The following is a 19,553-nucleotide window of genomic DNA, read 5'->3' as shown; positions in this document are numbered from 1 at the left end:
AAAAACCGTGCTACAGTGGAGCAGATGCTCGAGTGTGGAGCAGGGGTGGCCCAATAAGATGGAAAAACCGTCTTACAGCGGGAAGAACACGCGAGCACGAGAGTAAAGTAGTCAAATAAGAGGAAAAAACCTTCTTATTTCGGGGCGAACGCGTCTGCATGATGGTGAACGAACAAGTATCAGCCAAAGAGCCTGCTACAGCAGGCCGGACGCTCGTATGCGGTGAAGAAGCAGCCAAATAGCAGGCAAAAAACCTGCTACAGCAGGCCGGACACTCGTATCCGGGGAAAAAGCAGCACAATAGAAGGCAAAGAGCCTGCTACAGCAGGCCGGACACGCGTATGAGGTGAAGAAGTAGCACAATAGCAGGCAAAAAGCCTGCTACAGCAGGCCGGACACTCGTATGCGGTGAAGAAGCAGTCAAATAGCAGCTAATTCCCTGCTGCAGCAGCTCGAACAAGGGGTTGCCAGCTAAATGTTCGACGAAGGCGATACCCGAACGCCAACCCAACAATCAAGCCGGCATCCGTCGGCTTTTTCCATTCCGCAAACTTTTTCTGGATGGAGCCTATTGACATTTCCAATCCTATACAGTAATTTATTGATAAATAAATAAACGAGGTTGCCTATGACGCCAAGAGAAAAAGACTTCCATGCCGTAACGAATCGGAAAGAACAGATATTAGATGCAGCTGCCTCGCTATTTGCGAATAACGGGTATTACAAGACAACAACCGCTATGGTTGCTGCGGAGGTTGGGGTCACCCAGCCCTACGTGTTCCACTTCTTCAAATCGAAGGAAGTATTATATCTCGCTGTCCTCGAGAGAGCGCAGAAGAGATTGCTGCATGCCTTCTCCCAGGTAGAAGCCCCGGCGGAAATGCTCCTCCATCATATGGGGGAAGCTTTCAACGAGCTGATGGCCGCTCACCGCGATGAGACGCTGCTCTGCATGCAGTCTTATACGACACCGGAGCCGAACGTACGCGAGATCGTGAGACAAAGATTCGCCGAGGTGCATCAACTGATTACAGAACGGTTCGAGCGGGCAGGGATTTCGAATCCAAGCCAGCAAGCTACGACCTTTATCGGCTGCGGCATGGTTATTACCATGTCCGAAATTCTTGATCTTCCCATCCTTGGAGATTTGGGACAATTGGGGCACGCCGAGGAATAAGGCAGCTTCGGCTGCGTGATAAAATCCGTTTACATCAAAGCGGATTTTTTTAAAGGATATACATTTATTTATTAATAAATAATTAATTTAAGGAGGACCAAGCATGCATCTGATCCGCCATCCCATCCCCTCTAAATCTATATTTTTTATGCTTGTATTTATTGATTAATAAATAAAAAACCAAAAAAAGGAGAGATTTAAACATGATTTCTACCGCTTCTCGTGTTCGGCTGCTTGTTGTTACCTGTATCGCCTTGTTTATGGCCATGCTCGACAATCTGGTTATCGGGGTGGCGCTGCCGTCTATCCAGGAGGAATTTCACGCCAGCATGTCCGACCTGCAATGGTTCCTTAATGCGTATACCTTAGCGTTTGCGGTGCTGCTTATTCCGTTTAGCGCGATTGGCGACCGTTTTGGCCGCAAAAAAATATTTCTGCTCGGCATCGTGTTGTTTACGCTTGGCTCGCTTGCTTCCGCCCTCAGTACCAGCTCCATCGAGCTGTCGCTGTCGAGGGCTCTGCAGGGGATAGGCAGTGCGGCTATCATACCGCTCAGCTTAACGCTTGTTAATGCGGCCTTCCCTCCCGAAAAACGCGCCGCGGCCATCGGCCTATGGTCCGGCATTTCCGGACTAGGGCTATCGATTGGACCCTTGGTCGGTGGGATTATTATTAATGGCGCACCCTGGGAAATGGTGTTCTGGATTAACGTACCGGTTGGCATTATTGCCGTTATCCTTGGCGCGTTGTGGTTGACGGAATCGAAGGGTGAACGTAAGCCTCTGGACCTGCCGGGGATTGTGCTTCTTGGAGTATCCTTGTTTGGCATCGTGTATGGATTAATGCGCGGCAACTCGGAAGGCTGGGATGCCTTTAGCGTCTGGGGTGCTATTGCAGGCGGCGTAGTCCTGCTGCTCGGTTTCTACTTCTGGGAGCGCAGCCGCAAGCAGCCGTTCGTTCAATTCGACTATTTCAAAAGCCGGACTTACAGCGCCTACTTGTCGGCGGGCTTTTGGATGAATGCCGGGATCTTTGGCGCGATCTTCCTGCTTACGTTGTTCCTGCAGCAAGCTCAAGGCTATTCGGCTCTTGGAGCAGGCGTAAGAGAAATGGTCTGGACGGTATGCACGATGATCTGCGCTCCGCTCGCGGGGCTGCTTGTTGGAAAATACGGCTCCAAAAGGATTCTGCTCTTTGGTCTGTTCCTCCAGACAGCAGCTATGATCTATTTCGCCCTTATGATTATCGGCCAAGGCGCCATCTTCCCGTTTGGGTATATCGTTCCGGCGATGATTGCGGCCGGCGCGGGCATGGGCTTCAGCTTTACGCCGCTGTCGCATGGTATCCTGACGTCCGTTCCCGAGCATGCAGCCGGTGAAGCCAGCGGTTTGAGCAATGCAACCCGCGAGCTGGGCGGCGTGTTTGGAGTAGCGATCAGCGGCCTCATCTTCGAAAGCGGCGGTGCCATCACTTCGCCGGAAGGTTTTGGTGATCATCTCGTTCCGGCGTTGTTTGTTCTTGCGGCCATGCTTGCGATCGGCTTCCTGTCGGTTACGTTCCTGGTCCGCCGTGGCAAAAATGCTATGACGGCCGCGAATGATGCATCTATTGCAACCCCAACACCGCGAGTCGAAACAAGCAATTAATAATTCCTTCATCTATTATATAGAAGCAAAAAGCTCAGTCCGGTCGTCGAACGACCCGGCTGGGCTTTTTGCTTGAATGGAGCTGTTCCGGGGAAGTAAGAGACATTTTGCATTTCGCCTACACTGGATTCCGTACAGCGAATTTGCCGGCTTTGGGGCGATGATATTCTATACGCTGGATTTCATCCACTAAAATGGACAAATTCGTCTGTATTTTTTCTATACGAGACGATTCTATTAGATGAAATCCAGTGTAAGCGGAAAGCTCGGCTAGCATTAGGCCATTTCATTGGAGCAAATCCAATGTAGCCAAGTAATAAGCAAGAGTCCAGGAGCAGCGAGATACGGTGATCAGGATAGCGGCAGATTGAGCCGTACGAAGGCTGAGGGTCGCGGTACATCTAGCCTAAGCGGTATGGCAAGTAAGAGGCGCCTAGTAGAGAGTATGTGTCGAAGGGAGTTAGAGTCGAGGGAAGCTTAACAGATGGCAGTAGTTTGCCGTTTTGAGCGAATTAGACGGAGGCGTAAAGCGGATTGAGGTGTTACCCGAAGAAAGGGTTGGGCAAGTAGTGTTGGCAAGTAGGGCTGGGCAAGCAGGGTTGGCAGTAGGGGGCAAGTAAGTTTGGCGGTGAAAAGCGTAGCAGAGAGAGAGCTAGTATGTGCCGCGCAGCGGATAGGCAGAGAGGAGGCAGTGGACGGAATTAGTATGCTTAAAGCGGTATATAGAGGGCTATGCGGAAGCGTAATGAAATGGCGAATCCGTATATCCCAAAAAGAAAGCGGTTACAATTTGTCGCGAGAATCGGTCCTGGCGGACTACGGGACCGATGTTCGGAACGCTTGGGCAGCCGAGGCGCTGGTCCATCGTCCTACCGCTGGACTAGCTTATTTTACAATTGGTTTATAGACAAAGAGGGAATGAAGCGGAAATGAGGTTATTTTCTATGAAAACGGTCGGAATTAAAGGCCGGTTATCTGTTTCATATGGGGAAAGGCCTTCTTCCGACAACTCAAAAAATGCCCGAAATTGCCTTTTCGGGGGCCAATGGACTCTGAAATAGCACCAAACCTAGGCCAACGGGCAGGAAATCGGGAGGGTTAGGGAATATGAGAATCTTCTTATCCTTTTTGTCCTCCCGGGCATTATCCCGATTATTAGACAACTGTATGGCGAAAGTCCCTTGCCTAAGGTTTTTGATGCGACTGTCTGTAGCAATTTCCCCATTCTTCTATCCCCGCGAAAGCCTGTTACTATGCGGCGCAACGCCATTTTCCCGGCCGTCCTGTTTCTATGCCTTAGGTTGTGTATGGAATACCTAGATAAACATCGTTTTTGCATGTAATAAACATAAAAATTACTGGAAATTTTTATCTCTATACGATTAATTCTTGATTAGAAAAATGAAACGTTAGGAAATTCAGCATGCCATACATAGGAAAAAAATGATAACTGCCTCCTAATTGAAAATATTACCTTCTTCCCTCTATGTCCCCATAACCCTTATGACATAATCAAAGTCGAATGTTGATGGAAAGGGATGGAGGTTATTGTCGTTTTGAGCAGCCAAATGGATTTAAAGGAAATTGTGTGGCTCATTCGGAAAAAGCTTTGGCTGGTCATTCTCGTGACCGTACTTGGTGCGTCTGCGGCGGGAGCCTACAGCACCTGGGTGATGAAGCCCGTCTATGAAGCCTATACGAAGCTGATCGTCAATTCGACAGCGGGTCAGGCGGGATCATTCAAGCTCGATCTGAATATGATCAACACGAATTTAAGCTTAATCAATACGTACAAGGAAATTATCAAGACCCCGGCCATTATGGACCTGGTGGTAAAGAAGCATCCCGAGCTTGGGCTGACAACGCAGCAGCTGATGCATAATATCCGGTTCAGCTCGGTGAACGGCACGCAGGTGGTCACCATCTCTTATCTGGACACGGATTACAAAAGAGCGGCGCAGGTCGTTAATACCGTTTCTTATGTATTCCAGCAGCAGATTCCGCTCATTATGAAGGTCGACAACGTGTATATCCTTCATACCGCCGACTCAAACGATCAGCCGATGAAGGTGAAGCCGGAGACCAAGCTCAACATTGCCATCGGATTTGTCGCCGCGTTCCTGCTGTCGATCACGCTGGTGCTGGCTCTTAATTACTTTGACGATACGTTACGGACGGAAAGCGACGTGGAACGGTATCTTGGCCTTCCTACGCTGGCAGCCATACCGAATATTAAGCAAGGCGATCTGAAGCCGAAGGCGCTGGCCATAGGCAAAACCACGATAGGAAAGGAGGGGGAGAATCGCAATGTCTCGCAGTGATCTTAAGTTACGCCCGATCGTTGCCGAAGCCAACCCAACTTCCCCGATCTCGGAGGCTTACCGTACCTTGCGCACGAACCTGCAATACGCCGAGACGGACCGCCCGCTGCAGCTTCTGATGGTTACTTCAGCGGGGCCGGAAGAGGGCAAATCCACAACCATTATGAACCTGGCCGTTACTTACGCGCAGATGGAACGGCGTACCATTCTGGTGGATGCGGATCTTCGGAAGCCGACAGCCCATTACAATTTTGAACTCAGCAACCGCACGGGACTGTCGCATGTATTATCCGGGCAGGCAGACCTCAGGGAAGTCATCAAAGAAACCCGCATTAAAGGACTGGACGTGCTGCCTTCTGGACCGGTACCGCCGAATCCGTCGGAGCTTCTCGGATCTTCCCGGATGGAAGAGCTGCTAGGAAAGCTTCGCGAGCAGTACGATATGGTGCTGATCGACACGCCGCCGGTGCTGGCCGTAGCGGATGCGCAGGTTGTGGCAAACAAATGCGACGGCGTGCTGCTGGTCGTCAATGCGCGTACCGGCAAAAAGCAGCATGCTATCAAAGCGAAAAACGCCCTGCAATTCGTGCAGGCCAGAATCGTTGGCATCGCGCTTAACCAGACCGCGCATCGCGAAGCGGGACCTTATTACGAATATGCCGATCGGACGTAAGGCGAACCAGACTCTAAAGCAGAACCATAGATAGATAAACGCAAAGGGAAAAGCTGATGCTTACGAAGTATGAATTACCACAAACGCAGCTGTCTTACCGTTGGTAAAGTAATTCATTCAGCTGATGCTTACGAAGTATGAATTACCATAAACGCAGCTGTCTTGCCGTTGGTAAAGTAATTCATTTTAGGAGGAATTAATAATGCGGGCTCATTATCGGACAAAAGTTATAGTGGCGGGGGATCTGGCAGCCGTGCTTGCCAGCTTCGCCATCGCGTACGCGCTTGAACCTTCGGTGCCTCAAGGCGGGGCCGTTGCATGGCTGTCCTATGCAGCGTTAGCGGCAGTCGTTGGCTTCTGGCGGCTTCACCGGCTACGTCTTCACCGCCGGATCTGGCAGTACACCGGCATTTCGGACATGCTTTGCTTGCTGCAGGTTGCCCTGGTCTCGGCTGTTGTTCCGTTTGCTGCCTGGTGGGTGATGCAGGGTGAAGCTCATCCGCTGCTTATGCTGCATCACGCGGCAGGCACTTTCCTGCTGCTTACCGCTCCGCGCCTTGCATGGCGTATCTTCTGCGATAAATACAGCGTGAGAAAACCGGCCGGCGGCCGACGCGCGCTTATTATCGGAGCGGGAAGCTGCGGGACCTTGATCGCAAAGGAAATGATGCAGAACGACGGCGTCAGCGTAACGCCGGTTGGTTTTATCGATGACGATCCGTACAAGCACCGGATGGATATCCTAGGGCTGCCGGTTCTTGGCAACCGCAAGGAGATTGCTTGCGTTGTGGAATCGCATCATATCGACGAGATTATTATCGCGATGCCTTCGGTATCGAAGACTCAAATCTCCGAGCTGGTCAACCTGTGCAAAACAACAAAAGCAAAGCTGAAGATCGTTCCGGATCTTCAGGACATGATAGACAACCGCGGCGCGGCAGGCCGCATGCGCGATGTCAGCGTAGAGGACCTGCTTGGCCGAGACCCGATTCGTACCGACCTCGAGCACATCGCCGGGTATGTACAGGACAAAGTTGTTCTCGTAACGGGAGCGGGCGGTTCGATCGGCTCCGAGCTTTGCCGCCAGATCGCGCCTTTCAAATCAAGCAAGCTGCTGCTTCTTGGTCACGGCGAGAACAGTATCTACACGATTGAAATGGAAATGCGCAGCGCATTTCCGCAGCTGGCTATCGAGACGGTTATCGCCGACGTACAAGATCGCACGCGGATCGACAGCGTGTTTGCCAAATTCAAACCGCAAGTTGTTTTCCATGCCGCAGCGCATAAGCATGTGCCGCTGATGGAACGCAACCCGGCCGAAGCGATCAAGAACAACGTATTCGGAACAAAAAACGTAGCCGAATGCGCAGACGCATACGGGGCAGAGCGCTTCGTACTGATCTCGACGGATAAAGCGGTAAACCCAACAAGCGTAATGGGCACAACCAAGCGGATTGCCGAAATGTTTATTCAATCTCTCGACATGCACAGCAATACGAAGTTTGTAGCCGTACGGTTCGGCAACGTGCTTGGCAGCCGCGGCAGCGTTATTCCGCGCTTCAAGGAGCAGATTGTCAAAGGCGGTCCGGTGACGGTTACCCATCCGGAGATGGTGCGGTATTTCATGACGATCCCGGAAGCCGTTCAGCTTGTTATTCAAGCAGGCTCGTTCGCCAAAGGCGGCGAGGTATTTATCCTCGATATGGGCAAGCCGGTCAAAATTTACGATCTGGCCGTCGACCTGATCCGCTTGTCGGGCTACGAACCGCATGTCGATATCGACATTACGTTCTCCGGCATGCGCGAAGGCGAGAAGCTGTATGAAGAGCTGTTGACGAACGAAGAAGGCCTATCTTCCACGAAGCATAACCGGATCTTTATCGGCAGACCGGTGCAGCTCAACCGCAAAGAGCTTGATTTCGAGATTCGCAAGATGGAAAAGGTGCTTGGCCAGCATCCGGACGATATCCGCGCGGTTCTGCAGCATCTGGTTCCAACCTACCGCAATGGCGGCGCAACGGCTGCCGGTTAACGCGGTTAACGAATGTTTATCTTTTTGAGGAGTGTGCAGCATGAAACTCGGCGGTAAGGAGGGCAGCGCCTCAAGCGCAAGCGCGGGCGTTGGCTCCATTCGAACGCTTATTACTTCGCGGCTCAGCCGGGGAGGAGGCGCCAGCTTCCTGATCAACTCCGTTGGGATGGGACTGGCGATGCTGCTGCAGATTGCGCTGGCCCGGCTGCTAGGCGTACAAGATTACGGCATATATGCATTCGTAACTACGGTCGTAACATTTATGGTTTTCCCGGCGAAGCTTGGCTTTGATACCGCAACGGTAAAGCTTGTCTCCGCTTATCGGGTGAAAGGCGACTGGCCATTGATCAAAGGGCTGCTTCGCCGCAGCAATCAGATCGGCTTTACGCTATCCGTTCTAGCGGCGCTTATCGGCATTGCCGTTGTTGCCTTGATGGACTGGGGCAGGGGCGGTCAAGGAGGAAGCGAAGCTCATGCCAAGACGATCGCTTATATCGCCGGCTTTGCCGCAATTCCGCTCCTCACTCTTGCCACCTTGCGCCAAAGCGCGCTGCAGGCGATGAAGGATGCGTTATTCGCGCAAATGCCGGAAAAGATTATCCGCCCGGTACTGACGATTGGTTTTGTTGCGGCACTTGGCGCTGCCGGCGTGAAGCTTGGGGCCGCGATGGCGCTGCTCTGCTTCGCGGTCGCAACGGCTGTCACTTACGTGATCGGCGCAATTGTGCTGAAGAAGAGGATTGGCTCGCAGACGGCTGCGGTCAAGCCTAATTACGAGACAAGAGGCTGGCTGCGATTATCATCGTCGTTAATGATTAATGCCGGCATGTATTTGATTCTTGGACAATTAAACGTGTTAATGATGGGTTTTATGCGGGGAGAGACCGAGTCGGGCCTGTTCTCCGCAGCGGTCCGGCTGGCCGTCCTGGTGTCGTTTATGCTGACCGCCGTGAATATGACGGCATCGCCGCTTGTATCCGAAAAGTACGCAAAAGGCGACATGGCCGGCCTCCAGCGGGTATGCATCAGGACGGGACGGATCGGATTTGCTTTCGCGGCGGTTGTGTTTGCCTACTTCGTCGTGCTTGGCCATTGGACGCTGGGATTGTTTGGCCCGGAGTTCACGAAGGCCTATCCGTCCCTGCTGATTCTGGCCTTCGGCCAGCTGTTCAGCGCTTATTGCGGACAGAACGGCACCGTCGCTACGATGACCGGACGCCAGAACGCGCTCACCAAAGTGCTAATAGCCGCTGCAGTCTTGAATGCTGCGCTTAATGCGCTGCTGATTCCAACATTGGGTATGCTTGGCGGGGCTCTGGCCTCTACCCTTTCGATTATCGTCTGGAACTCGGCGGCCGTGCTGCTGGTCAGACGCAAACCGGGCGTTCAGACGCTGGCTTGGGCGCCAAGCCTGTCATTCGCAAGAAAGAGGGGGAATTACTCGTGAAGAAAGTATTGCTGGCGGGGGTTCCGAAATCGCCGAATTTGGGCGATGGCCTCATCGCTTATACGTTAAACCGGATTATCTCCATGCGCGGCAATCATCAAGTTATTCATTTCGACCTGCTTGACGGCCGCTGTGATCAATCAATGCCGATCTATTCGGCTCGCGGCGGTCTGCATTATGCGTTAGCCGGCCCTCCGGCATCGGCGGCCGCGCAATATGCTTCGGCACCGGCCGTAAAGCTGAACAGCGCCGGCTCAAGCAAGAAGATGACGCCGGATGCGCTCCGGCGCCTGAAGGCTTATTGGATTCACCGCAGCAAGAACGAGAAGCTGAACCGCGAGCTGCAGCAGGCGGTTGAGGAGTCGGAAGCGGTATTTATCGGGGGCGGGCATCTGCTCATCGATACGTACTGGACGTTCCCGCTGGCTGTCCGCCGCGTGGCGGATGAGGCGAAGCGCCAAGGCAAGCCGCTGCATATTTTGCTTGTTGGTGCACGCGGGCCTTGGAGCACGCAGGCGAGGCGCTGGCTGCTTGGTGTATGCCGATATGCCGCATCGATCGCGGTACGGGATGAAGATTCGCGGAGGTTCCTGCTTGATCTTGATCCGAAGCTTGCGGTCAAGACGGTTACTTTAGCCGACCCGGCGTTGTTCACGCCGGAGGCCTTTGGCTTGACGGAAGTAGCATCAGGACAGGAGAAGACAGGGCGGCGAAAGGTTGGCCTTGGCGTGATGGACCCGCATGAGATGAATCGTCACTGCGAGCTCCGCTGGGAGCGCGAGGCTTGCGCGGATTGGTGGCTGCAGGCGGCGAAGGTCGCGATAGGAGCGGGCCATAACGTTAGCTTCTTCACTAACGGTGCGGCATCGGATAACGCGTTTGTTGAGGAGTTCGTTAAGCCGCGGCTGGCGGGTCTGAAGGGTGTTGAGTTCACTCCTTATCCGACAACGGTCGAACAGCTGGTCGGCACGATTGCCGCCTGCGATACCGTTATTGCGCAGCGGCTTCATGCCTGCATTCCTTCGCTTGCGATGGGCAAGCCGACGTACGGTCTGATCTGGGACCGGAAGCTTGAGAATATTTTCGCCGATCTCGGCATGAAGAGCCAGCTGATCGACTTCCGCGAGAGCAGGCAGCAGCTTGCAGCCGCGGTGGACGGCCGGATGGCGGAGTCGGGACCGGCCATTGACGCCAAGAAGCTGCAGCTCTATGAACATATCGGGAGAATACTGCCATGAGCCATACCAAAATCAAAGTGCTGCATGTCGTTGGACGCATGCATCCCGGCGGCATCGAAACGCTGCTGATGAATGTATACCGGAACATTGACCGGGACAAATACGAATTTCATTTTGCCGTGCAGTCGCCGGAGCCTTCCTTCTACGATGACGAGATCCGGGCGCTTGGAGGAACCATCTTCGTTCAGCCGCCGCCAAAGGACGGAATCCGTTCTTTCCGCAAGCAGCTGACGGCCAACATGTACAAATACGGTCCTTACGCCGCGGTACACAGTCATGTATTCGGCTTCAGCGGTTATGTGCTTAAGCTGGCGGACAAGCTGGGCGTGCCGGTGCGGATCAGCCACAGTCACAACACGAGCGACAGCAAGTCGACGTCGCTGGTTCGCAATCTGTACCGCTCGTATATGCGCGGCTTAATTAACCGGCACTCGACCAATATGCTGGGCTGCTCGCGTGCCGCCTGCGAGTCCCTCTTTGGGAACAGCTGCTGGAAGGACGGACGCGTGGACGTATTCCCGAATGCCATTACGCTGGCTCCTTACGAGTCGCTTGTACGGGAGAACCGCGGGGAGCTTCGCCGCCGCTTCGGCGCCGCAGACGATGAGCTGCTGATCGGCCATATCGGCCGGTTCAGCAAGCAGAAGAATCACGCGCTGCTGCTGGACAGCTTCGCAAGCCTGGTGAAGCAGCGTCCGAACTCCCGTCTTCTGCTCTGCGGCGACGGACCGCTTCGGCCGGAGATGGAAGAGAAGGCGCGCGGGCTTGGCATAGCGGACAAAGTTAATTTCCTTGGCCTCCGCAAGGATGTGCCGGAGCTGCTTGGCTCGCTGGATGCCTTTGTCCTACCGTCGCTCTATGAGGGACTTGGCATCGTGCTTATTGAAGCGCAGGCGGCGGGCGTGCCATGCTTGATCTCCGAGACGGTACCGAGGGAAGCGGATTTGCGAATCGGCTTGATCGAGCGTCTTGCGCTGAACGATCCGCCGGAGCGCTGGGCGGAAGCGATGGCCAGCATCGGCGAGCGAAGAGCGCGAGGCGGCGGGGATTGGCAGGAAAGAGCGGCAGCGCTGGGCGAGCGCGGCTACGATATCCGCGTAAGCGCGGAAAAGCTGGAGCGTCTCTATGCAGGCTGACCGTTTAGTCGATACGCGGAAAATCATGCTGGTCGGTTATTCCGTCCTGCTGGTGCTGACGGCAAAGTGGGCTTTTGCCGCGGATGAAAGGCTGTCGCTTATTCTGTACTGCGGGCTGCTGCTCCCGTTCTTCGTGCTCATGCGCTGGCCGAATGCGCCGGTGCTGCTGATGGCAAGCTTTACGGTCACGCTGGCCGGCAAAGCGATCTATGCGGCAACCGTCAATCCGCTAGCCGGGCCGGACGAGATCCACTACTACGAGCAGGTGACAACTTTTGAAAAGCTGTCGCAATTTATGCCGTATGCCATGGAGCAGATTCAGACCAGCTGGATGAACATTTCCGCTTACCCGGTATTTGGCCTGCTGTATATGCCCTTCTTCAAATGGCTGGAGCTGGACGATCCGCTGGCGATTATTTTGTTCAACACGGTGCTGCTCATTCTGATCGTCAACAGCACGTACAAGCTGAACGCTAGCCGCTTCGGGTACGAGCTTCCGGATCCGGAGAACGCGAGGCAGCCCTTTATTATCGTCTCGGTGGTTGGATTAATGCTTAGTCCGTCGCTGATGTACATGTCTTCCTTGTTCGCAAAGGACATTACCTGCGTATGGCTGGGATTGCTTGGGGCACAGCTGCTCGTTCGCAAGAGATGGCTGCTGTTCATCCTTGTCATCCTGTACGCCACGGGGCTGAGGGATTACGCGATTATCTATACGCTGAGCTTTTACTTCTTGTACACCCAGAAGGTACGCACCTCTCTGTGCGTATTGGCGGGAGCGGCTGGTCTTTTGTTCCTGCAGATTGGGCCGCTTGGCATCATTAACGCTACGATGCTGTCGATCTTCCTGTTCATCAGTCCGAATCCGATCAGATTCAGCAACTGGGAGCCGGAGCTGCTGCTTCGGACGCTTGAAGCGGTGTTTATGGCCATCATCCTTATAATCTCGGTCTATCAGGCGATCGTCTACAAGGAGACGAGAAAGTTTTATCTGATGGCAGCGGCTTTGATCTTCACCTACGCCTGCACGCTGGTACTAGTCGGTTATGTCACGATTACGGGCCGGGAATTGGACTATGGCGTCGGGACGATAGGGGACAACATGGTACGCAAGAAGCTGCCGGTACTGCCGATTCTTTATACGATTGCAGCCTACGCCATTATGTGGTGCCGCAAAATCTTTATTCTGAACCATCGGAAAATTCAGTCTTTAAAAGCTGGACAAGACCGCGAGCCGAAGCAGCCAGAAGCTGCTCGCGTACCGCCTGGAGGTGCGGCAGCACCTGTCTGGCATGAAGGGCTCGCCGGCGGAAAGGGGGCGCAAGGACATGGGTGAACAAGAACAACGACGTAGGGCAGGTGAATGGACGAGAGATCGATTGGAACGGAGTGCGGTCCATAAGACGAAAAAAAGAGGCCGGGATCAGTTCGGCCGGTTCCGCGGCCTGCTGCGTATAGCGGAGGCCATGCTGAAGCCGGTTCCAAGGCCGCTGCTGCAGTGGATGTGGGTGCTGAGCGACTGGCTGCCGGATTTGCCGGGCGTCGCCATGCGATATGTCCTGCTGAGAAGAATGGCGAAGCGCTGCGGCGATAATGTGCTGATCGGACGCTCGGTCGAGCTCCGATATCCGGAGCGGCTCGTTATTGGCTCGAATGTAAGCATCCATAAGCAATGTTACATCGATGCTTACGGCGGGCTGATCATCGAGGACGAAGTATCGATCGCGCATCATTCGTCGGTTGTTTCGTTCCAGCATACCTGGAACGATCCGTCGCTTCCGATCCGCGACAACCCGGTTATGGGTTCGGCTATCCGGATCGGCCGCGATGTATGGATCGGCTGCGGCGTGCGCATCCTGGCCGGCGTCGAGATCGGCGCCCGCGCGGTTGTAGCCGCCGGCGCCGTGGTGAACAAGCCGGTTGCGGCCGGCTCGCTCGCTGCCGGCGTTCCGGCACGCGCCGTGAAGAGCATTGGCGCGGGAACGGCTCCCGCGCCGGAAGGCGCGTAGAAGGAGCGCAAAAGTTGGCGGGTAGCCGCAGTCTGGGAAGCTTTAAGGCCCCTGAGGGACCTTAAGCTGCTGAAAGAGCAGCTGGTTAGGGTCGTTAAGGTCCCTGAAGGACCTTAAGGCGTGGGAAAAGACGTGAAGCCGGCGGAAAACGGCAGTTATAGAGTATTTAAGGTCCTTAAGGGACCTTAAGCTGCGGTAGAAGCAGCTGGAATGGGTCGTTAAGGTCCCTGAGGGACCTTAAGGCGTGGGAGAAGGCGCAAAAATGGGCGGAAAACGGCAGTTATAGAGTATTTAAGGTCCTTAAAGGACCTTAAGTTGCGGAAGAAGCAGCTAGTTAGGGTAGTTAAGGTCCCTGAGGGACCTTAAGACGATGTTGGAGTCTGCCAGAGGCGGCGATAACCGCTGCCGGGCGAGCGAATAAGGCCCTGCGAGGGCGTTAAACGCCCGCAGCAGGGCAGAAGCAGGACTGATAAGACCCCGACAGGGTCTTATCGCGCCCGGCAAGCCCGCCGGTGCGGCGATAACCGCCGCTGCCGGGTAATAGAAATAGAAGGAGGGAAAGACATGAACGTGCTGTGGGCACATGACCATACGTTTTATTTTAACGAATCGGGGAAGTTTTTCTCCGGGGGCAAGCTGCCGTATGCGGTGTGGGAACGGTATCTAGGCGTGTTTGACCAGATTACGGTTGCAGCCCGGGGCAAGAAGGCCTCCTCGGATGAAGATATGGCCGGCAAAACGCTGTCGAGCGGACCAAATGTGGATTTCCTTGTACTTCCGTCACTAAGCAATCCGGTAAATAAAATGACGAAGCGGGGCTATATCGAGCAGTTGCTGCAGGAGGCGATCGGCAAGGTGGACGCCGTTATCGCCCGCGTGCCAAGCGAAATTGGCGCCGAAGCGATCCGGGTTGCGCGACAGATGGGCAAGCCTTACGCGGTTGAAGTCGTAGCTTGCGCTTGGGACGGACTATGGAATTACGGCAACCTGCAGGGCAAGCTGTACGCACCGTTCTCGCTGAACCAGACACGGACGATCGTGAAGGATGCGCCTTATGCGCTGTATGTAACGGAACGTTTCCTGCAGCAGCGTTATCCGAACATCGGCGGCAAGACGGAATCCTGCTCCAATGTGGAAATTCCGGAGCCGGGCGACGAGGTGCTGACACGCCGGTTGGAGCGACTGCAGGCGATGAGCCCGGATGCGCCGATGACAATTGGGCTGATCGGCTCGCTGAACGGCCGCACAAAAGGGATCGACATCGCCCTTCGCGCTATAGCCAAAGCGAAGCAGCAGCTCCCTTCAGCCAAGTTCCGTGTGCTGGGCGACGGGGATTCGGCACGCTGGCAGGCCATGGCCGAAAAGCTGGGGATCGGAAGCATGGTCTCCTTCGAAGGCGTGCTGCCAAGCGGCGGGGCCGTATTCGAATGGTTGGACGGCATCGATCTGTATCTGCAGCCGAGCTACCAGGAAGGACTGCCGCGGGCCACGATTGAAGCGATGAGCCGGGGATGCCCGGTGCTTGGATCTACGGCAGGCGGAATTCCCGAGCTGATCCACGAGAGCTGCCTGCATCGTCCGGGCCAAGTCGGCCAGCTGGCCGAGCAGCTCAAACGCGCAACGTTCGACCGTAAGTGGCTGAAGGAGCAGGCGGAGCGGAATTTCGGCAAGTCGAAGCAATTCACGAAGCAGCGGCTTGATGCGAAGCGACAGGCGTTCTGGCAGTCTTTTGGCGATATGGTGAGGCAAGGGGCTTTGAAGGATTCGGTAGCAGAAGCCGCGGCTGCGGCGGAACAAGTTCTTACCGACAAACCGGAGCAAAACGAGGCCTATGCAGGCAACGAAACAACAAGCGCAAGCGAGAGCGAGAGCAGAGAAAGGGTGGGGGCTATATGACGATTTTGGTGACGGGAGCAGCCGGATTTATCGGCTTCCATTTGAGCGCGAGATTGCTGAAGGAAGGCAAGCGTGTCGTAGGGTTGGACAACTTCAACGACTACTATGATGTGCAGCTGAAGCGGGACCGCTGGTCGCAGCTGGTCGATTCGCCGTCCTTCAAGGGAGCCGAGCAGGATTTGGCGGATTACGAAGGACTGCTGGCGTTGATCCGGGAGGAAGGCGTGACGACGATCGTCCATTTGGCGGCTCAGGCGGGCGTGCGTTACAGCCTCACGAATCCTTTTGCTTATCTGGAGACGAACCTGCAGGGCTTCGGCCATGTGCTGGAGGCTTCGCGCCAGGCGGGCATCAAGCATCTGGTCTACGCTTCCTCCAGCTCCGTGTATGGCGCCAACGTCAGCATGCCGTTCTCGGTCAGCGACAATGTCGACCATCCGGTCAGCTTGTATGCGGCAACGAAGAAATCCAACGAGCTGATGGCGCATGCCTACAGCCATTTATATAACCTGCCTACGACGGGACTTCGGTTCTTCACCGTATACGGTCCGTGGGGCCGCCCGGATATGGCGTACTTCAGCTTTACGCAGAAAATTATGGCGGGACAGCCGATTCAGGTGTTTAACGAAGGCAAAATGCAGCGCGATTTCACGTATATCGACGACATTGTGGAAGGCATTTACCGTCTGCTCGACCGCGCGCCGCAGCCGAACGCGGAGTGGGATCGCGTCGATCCGGATCCGGGCACGAGCTATGCGCCTTACAAGGTGTACAACATCGGCAACAACAAGCCGGTTGAGCTTATGGCGTTCATCAACACGATCGAGGACAAGCTGGGGCGCAAAGCGGTTATGGAGTTCAAGCCGATGCAGCCGGGCGACGTAACGGCGACCTACGCGGACATCGACGGACTGATGGCGGATGTGGATTTCCGTCCGGAGACAACGATTGAGGAAGGCATCGGACGTTTTGCCGAGTGGTACAAGTCTTATTACGGCGCCCATTCCGACCTGGAAACGGCGGTAAAGGCGGCGGGACAATGAATCGAAAAATAGCCCATATCTGCACCTCCGGCATCAGCCACAAAATTATGGGCGACAAGCTTCGGCTGCTCCAGCAGCAGGAAGGCGTACAGGTAACCTTCATCTCCTCTCCAGAGGGTGTAGATGCGGAGCTGATGAAGGAAAAAGCCTACCCGTTCGAATGGAAGCTGCTGCCGATGGCGCGCTCCATTCAACCGGTTGCCGATCTGCGTTCGATCCTTGCCATGTACAAGCTGTTCCGCCGCGAGCGGTATGACATCGTGCATACCCACACGGCGAAGGCCGGCCTGATCGGAAGGATTGCGGCGAAGCTGGCGAGGGTCCCGGTCGTTATTCATACGAGCCACGGATTGCCTTTCTATGAAGGGCAGTCGAAGAAGACCTATTGGTTATACAAAATGCTAGAGAAGTTTGGCGCGGTATGCTGCGATGCGCTTGCGTCGCAGAACGAGGAGGATGCCGGCGTGCTTCGCAGGCTGGCGCCTTGGCGGCCGGTGTTTGTGGAAGGCAATGGCGTGGATTTGGAGCATTTGGACCGGCTGGCTAGTGCGGTTACGCCGGAACAGACGGCGGCGCTTCGCAGGAAGCACGGGATTGATCAGGAGGAAAAAGTGCTGTTTATGGCGGCGCGTTTTGAACCGGTGAAGGATCATAGCCTGCTGCTTGATGCTTTATCCGAGCTCAAGCGGGTTGGTGCCTTGAATTGGGTGACGGTACTTGCCGGACAAGGCCCACTGGAGGCAGAGACTAAACTTCAGGCGGAAATGAGCGGCCTTGAGGACGATGTGCTGTTCGTCGGACAGCAGTCCTCCATTATACCTTGGCTGGTCATGGCCGATGCCGTAACGCTGACCTCGGAAAAAGAAGGCATCCCGCGCTCCCTGATGGAGGCCATGGCGCTAAGCAAGCCGGTTGTTGCCACGAAGGTGCTGGGCACGCGAGAGCTGGTGGCGCATGCCGAGACCGGATTGCTTGTCCCTTACCGGGATTCGATGCAGCTGGGCGAAGCGCTGGCGGCGATGATGAACACGCCGGAAGCAAGGAAGCGGATGGGCGACGCGGGACGCCGCCGGATTGAGGCAGCGTTTACGGAAGCCCGTGTTGTCGAGCGGCTGATGCGGCTGTATCGCAGTACGAAGGCTCAAGTGGATCGGAGACGCGGACTTGGAGCCAGGCTGAATGCCTTTGGCAAGCGGCTGTTCGATCTGGTCGCCAGCGTACCGGCCGCTCTGCTGCTGTCGCCGGTGATGCTGATCGTTGCGCTGCTGGTGAAGCTGAAGCTGGGTTCGCCGGTATTGTTCAAGCAGCAGCGTCCGGGCAGGTACGGCAATCCGTTCTACGTGCTGAAGTTCCGCACGATGCGGGACGCGTACGACCGATTCGGCCAGCCGCTGCCGGACGAAGCGCGGCTGACGTCCTTCGGCAAGCTGCTCCGCAAGCTGAGTCTGGACGAGCTTCCGCAATTATTTAACGTGATTCGCGGGGATATGAGTCTGGTGGGGCCCCGGCCGCTGCTGATGGAATATCTCCCGCTTTATACCGAAGAGCAGGCGCACCGCCACGATGTCCGTCCGGGCATTACGGGCTGGGCGCAGGTAAACGGACGCAATGCCGTCTCCTGGGAGGATAAGTTCAAGCTTGATCTCGTTTACGTGGAGCGGCGGAGCATCTGGTTTGATTTTCGCATATTGGTACGGACTGTGGGAAAGGTGCTGAAGCGTGACGGAATCTCGAGCGCGGGTCAGGCCACCGTTCAAAAATTTACGGGAAGCAGAGAAATGGGGAATGCATCGTGATTAGCGGTCATACGGAGCAATACCGGGTAATGGAGGAGCCGGCAAGACGCCCTCTTATCGTTGTGGGGATGGGCGGACATGGACGGGTGCTGATGGATATCGCCCGCGTATCGCAGACTTACCGATTGGCGGCAGTCCTTGACGACCGCTTCTCCGGAGTCGAGCTGCGGGGCGGCCTGCCGTATGGTCCAATCGCGACGCTGAAGCATTTTCTCGCGGATGAGCCGGGCATGCACGTGGTAATCGGCATCGGCGACAATCGGACGAGACGGGCCATCGTTGAGATGCTCGCTTTGCCCGAGTCCTCTTATGCCGTACTGGTGCATCCCGCCGCGGTTGTCGCGGAGGATGCGCGCATCGGGCTTGGCGCCGTGGTAATGCCCGGCGCTGTCATTGGCCCGGGTGCCGTAGTTGGCGCCCACGCCATCATCAACTCCGGCGCGGTCGTGGAGCATGACGCGCTGGTCGGCCCGTTCGCGCATGTATCGCCGAACGCGACCATGGCCGGCGCTGCCTCCGCCGAGGAAGGCGCGCACATCGGCAGCGGCGCGGTGCTTATCCCGCGCATTCGCGTCGGCAGCTGGTCCGTGCTTGGCGCGGGCGGCGTCGCCGTCCGGGACATCCCCGGCGGCAAGACTGCCGTTGGCGTCCCGGCACGGGTCGTGCCGGAACGCCTCAGCGTGGAAAAGGCACTGTAAGGCTGCGCCGCCGCACGAGTGATGCGGTGTAAGGCTGAAAGCCGCCTTACATTGGCCGCCGCGGGGGGCAAAGGCGCTGTTGTAGGGCGAGAACCTGCCTTTCAAAGTCGACTGCCCGCAAGTAGTACCGCTGAAAGGACAATAACAGCCTTTCATGTATAGCTGCGGGGGAATTTGATGGCCGAAAGGCTGAAATTGCCTTTCAGGAGCAGAACCAGGCAAACCCCGCGCCGCAGCGCGGCTCCGGGCCCTGTAAGCTCCAAAAGGAGCTTACGGCCCTCGCTGCCGCGGCAAACCAGCCCCTGTAAGCGCCAAAGGCTGCTTACAGCAAGGCAAACCCCGCGCCGCAGCGCGGCTCCGGGCCCTGTAAGCTCCAAAAGGAGCTTACGGCCCTCGCTGCCGCGGCAAACCAGCCCCTGTAAGCGCCAAAGGCTGCTTACA

At 55.7% G+C, this 19,553-nt stretch carries 15 protein-coding genes and 1 pseudogene; all 16 read left to right on the top strand.

Translation table 11 applies throughout. The features are described from left to right. Positions 1-628 precede the first annotated feature (628 nt). The 16 genes and pseudogenes from WFK81_RS30335 (at position 629) to WFK81_RS30260 (ending at position 19,112) form a co-directional block, all read left to right on the top strand. Positions 629-1,177: a TetR/AcrR family transcriptional regulator gene (locus tag WFK81_RS30335; protein WP_336791063.1), complete on the top strand. Its 549-nt coding sequence runs from the start codon at positions 629-631 to the stop codon at positions 1,175-1,177. A gap of 203 nt (positions 1,178-1,380) precedes the next feature. Beyond that, positions 1,381-2,823: an MFS transporter gene (locus tag WFK81_RS30330; RefSeq protein WP_336791061.1), complete on the top strand. Its 1,443-nt coding sequence runs from the start codon at positions 1,381-1,383 to the stop codon at positions 2,821-2,823. A 622-nt stretch (positions 2,824-3,445) separates the two neighbouring features. Next, on the top strand, positions 3,446-3,730 hold the full coding sequence (locus WFK81_RS30325) for a hypothetical protein (protein ID WP_336791059.1): 285 nt from the start codon (positions 3,446-3,448) through the stop codon (positions 3,728-3,730). A 661-nt stretch (positions 3,731-4,391) separates the two neighbouring features. Further along, positions 4,392-5,144 (top strand): YveK family protein, encoded by a 753-nt coding sequence (locus tag WFK81_RS30320; RefSeq protein WP_336791057.1) that lies wholly within the window; start codon positions 4,392-4,394, stop codon positions 5,142-5,144. After that, complete coding sequence (locus WFK81_RS30315; RefSeq protein WP_336791055.1) at positions 5,131-5,817, top strand: CpsD/CapB family tyrosine-protein kinase; 687 nt, start codon at positions 5,131-5,133, stop codon at positions 5,815-5,817. Before WFK81_RS30320 ends, WFK81_RS30315 begins: the two co-directional genes overlap by 14 nt. Positions 5,818-6,019: 202 nt before the next feature. After that, entirely contained in the window at positions 6,020-7,849 is a 1,830-nt protein-coding gene (locus WFK81_RS30310) for a polysaccharide biosynthesis protein (protein ID WP_336791053.1), read from the top strand. Positions 7,850-7,889: 40 nt separating this feature from the next. Continuing rightward, positions 7,890-9,296 carry an oligosaccharide flippase family protein gene (locus WFK81_RS30305; RefSeq protein ID WP_336791051.1) on the top strand — a complete coding sequence of 469 codons (1,407 nt, stop codon included), beginning with the start codon at positions 7,890-7,892 and terminating at the stop codon, positions 9,294-9,296. Continuing rightward, positions 9,293-10,534 (top strand): polysaccharide pyruvyl transferase family protein, encoded by a 1,242-nt coding sequence (locus WFK81_RS30300; protein ID WP_336791049.1) that lies wholly within the window; start codon positions 9,293-9,295, stop codon positions 10,532-10,534. Before WFK81_RS30305 ends, WFK81_RS30300 begins: the two co-directional genes overlap by 4 nt. Beyond that, the gene (locus WFK81_RS30295; RefSeq protein WP_336791047.1) at positions 10,531-11,670 is read left to right on the top strand and encodes a glycosyltransferase family 1 protein; all 1,140 of its coding nucleotides are present in this window, start codon (positions 10,531-10,533) and stop codon (positions 11,668-11,670) included. Before WFK81_RS30300 ends, WFK81_RS30295 begins: the two co-directional genes overlap by 4 nt. Continuing rightward, positions 11,660-13,006 carry a hypothetical protein gene (locus WFK81_RS30290; RefSeq protein WP_336791045.1) on the top strand — a complete coding sequence of 449 codons (1,347 nt, stop codon included), beginning with the start codon at positions 11,660-11,662 and terminating at the stop codon, positions 13,004-13,006. Before WFK81_RS30295 ends, WFK81_RS30290 begins: the two co-directional genes overlap by 11 nt. Beyond that, positions 12,999-13,679, top strand: a complete 681-nt coding sequence (locus tag WFK81_RS30285) for an acyltransferase (protein WP_336791044.1) — start codon at positions 12,999-13,001, stop codon at positions 13,677-13,679. The genes WFK81_RS30290 and WFK81_RS30285 overlap by 8 nt, the downstream gene beginning before the upstream one ends. Before the next feature lie 564 nt (positions 13,680-14,243). After that, complete coding sequence (locus WFK81_RS30280) at positions 14,244-15,575, top strand: glycosyltransferase family 4 protein (RefSeq protein WP_336791043.1); 1,332 nt, start codon at positions 14,244-14,246, stop codon at positions 15,573-15,575. After that, positions 15,572-16,618, top strand: coding sequence for an NAD-dependent epimerase (locus tag WFK81_RS30275; protein ID WP_336791041.1), 1,047 nt, complete (start codon positions 15,572-15,574; stop codon positions 16,616-16,618). The genes WFK81_RS30280 and WFK81_RS30275 overlap by 4 nt, the downstream gene beginning before the upstream one ends. Further along, positions 16,615-17,679: pseudogene (locus WFK81_RS30270) on the top strand (glycosyltransferase family 4 protein); the annotation flags it as partial. The gene WFK81_RS30275 and the pseudogene WFK81_RS30270, both read left to right, overlap by 4 nt. A gap of 114 nt (positions 17,680-17,793) precedes the next feature. Further along, entirely contained in the window at positions 17,794-18,414 is a 621-nt protein-coding gene (locus WFK81_RS30265; protein WP_283094673.1) for a sugar transferase, read from the top strand. 29 nt (positions 18,415-18,443) lie between these two features. Beyond that, a complete protein-coding gene (locus WFK81_RS30260) occupies positions 18,444-19,112 on the top strand; it encodes an acetyltransferase (protein WP_336791065.1) in 669 nt (222 codons plus the stop codon). Positions 19,113-19,553: the final 441 nt, after the last annotated feature.

Source organism: Paenibacillus sp. MMO-177, from assembly GCF_037147795.1.
GTDB lineage: Bacteria > Bacillota > Bacilli > Paenibacillales > Paenibacillaceae > Pristimantibacillus.
Note: the sequence above shows the minus strand (reverse complement) of the source record. Positions and strands in the feature narration are given on the sequence as shown.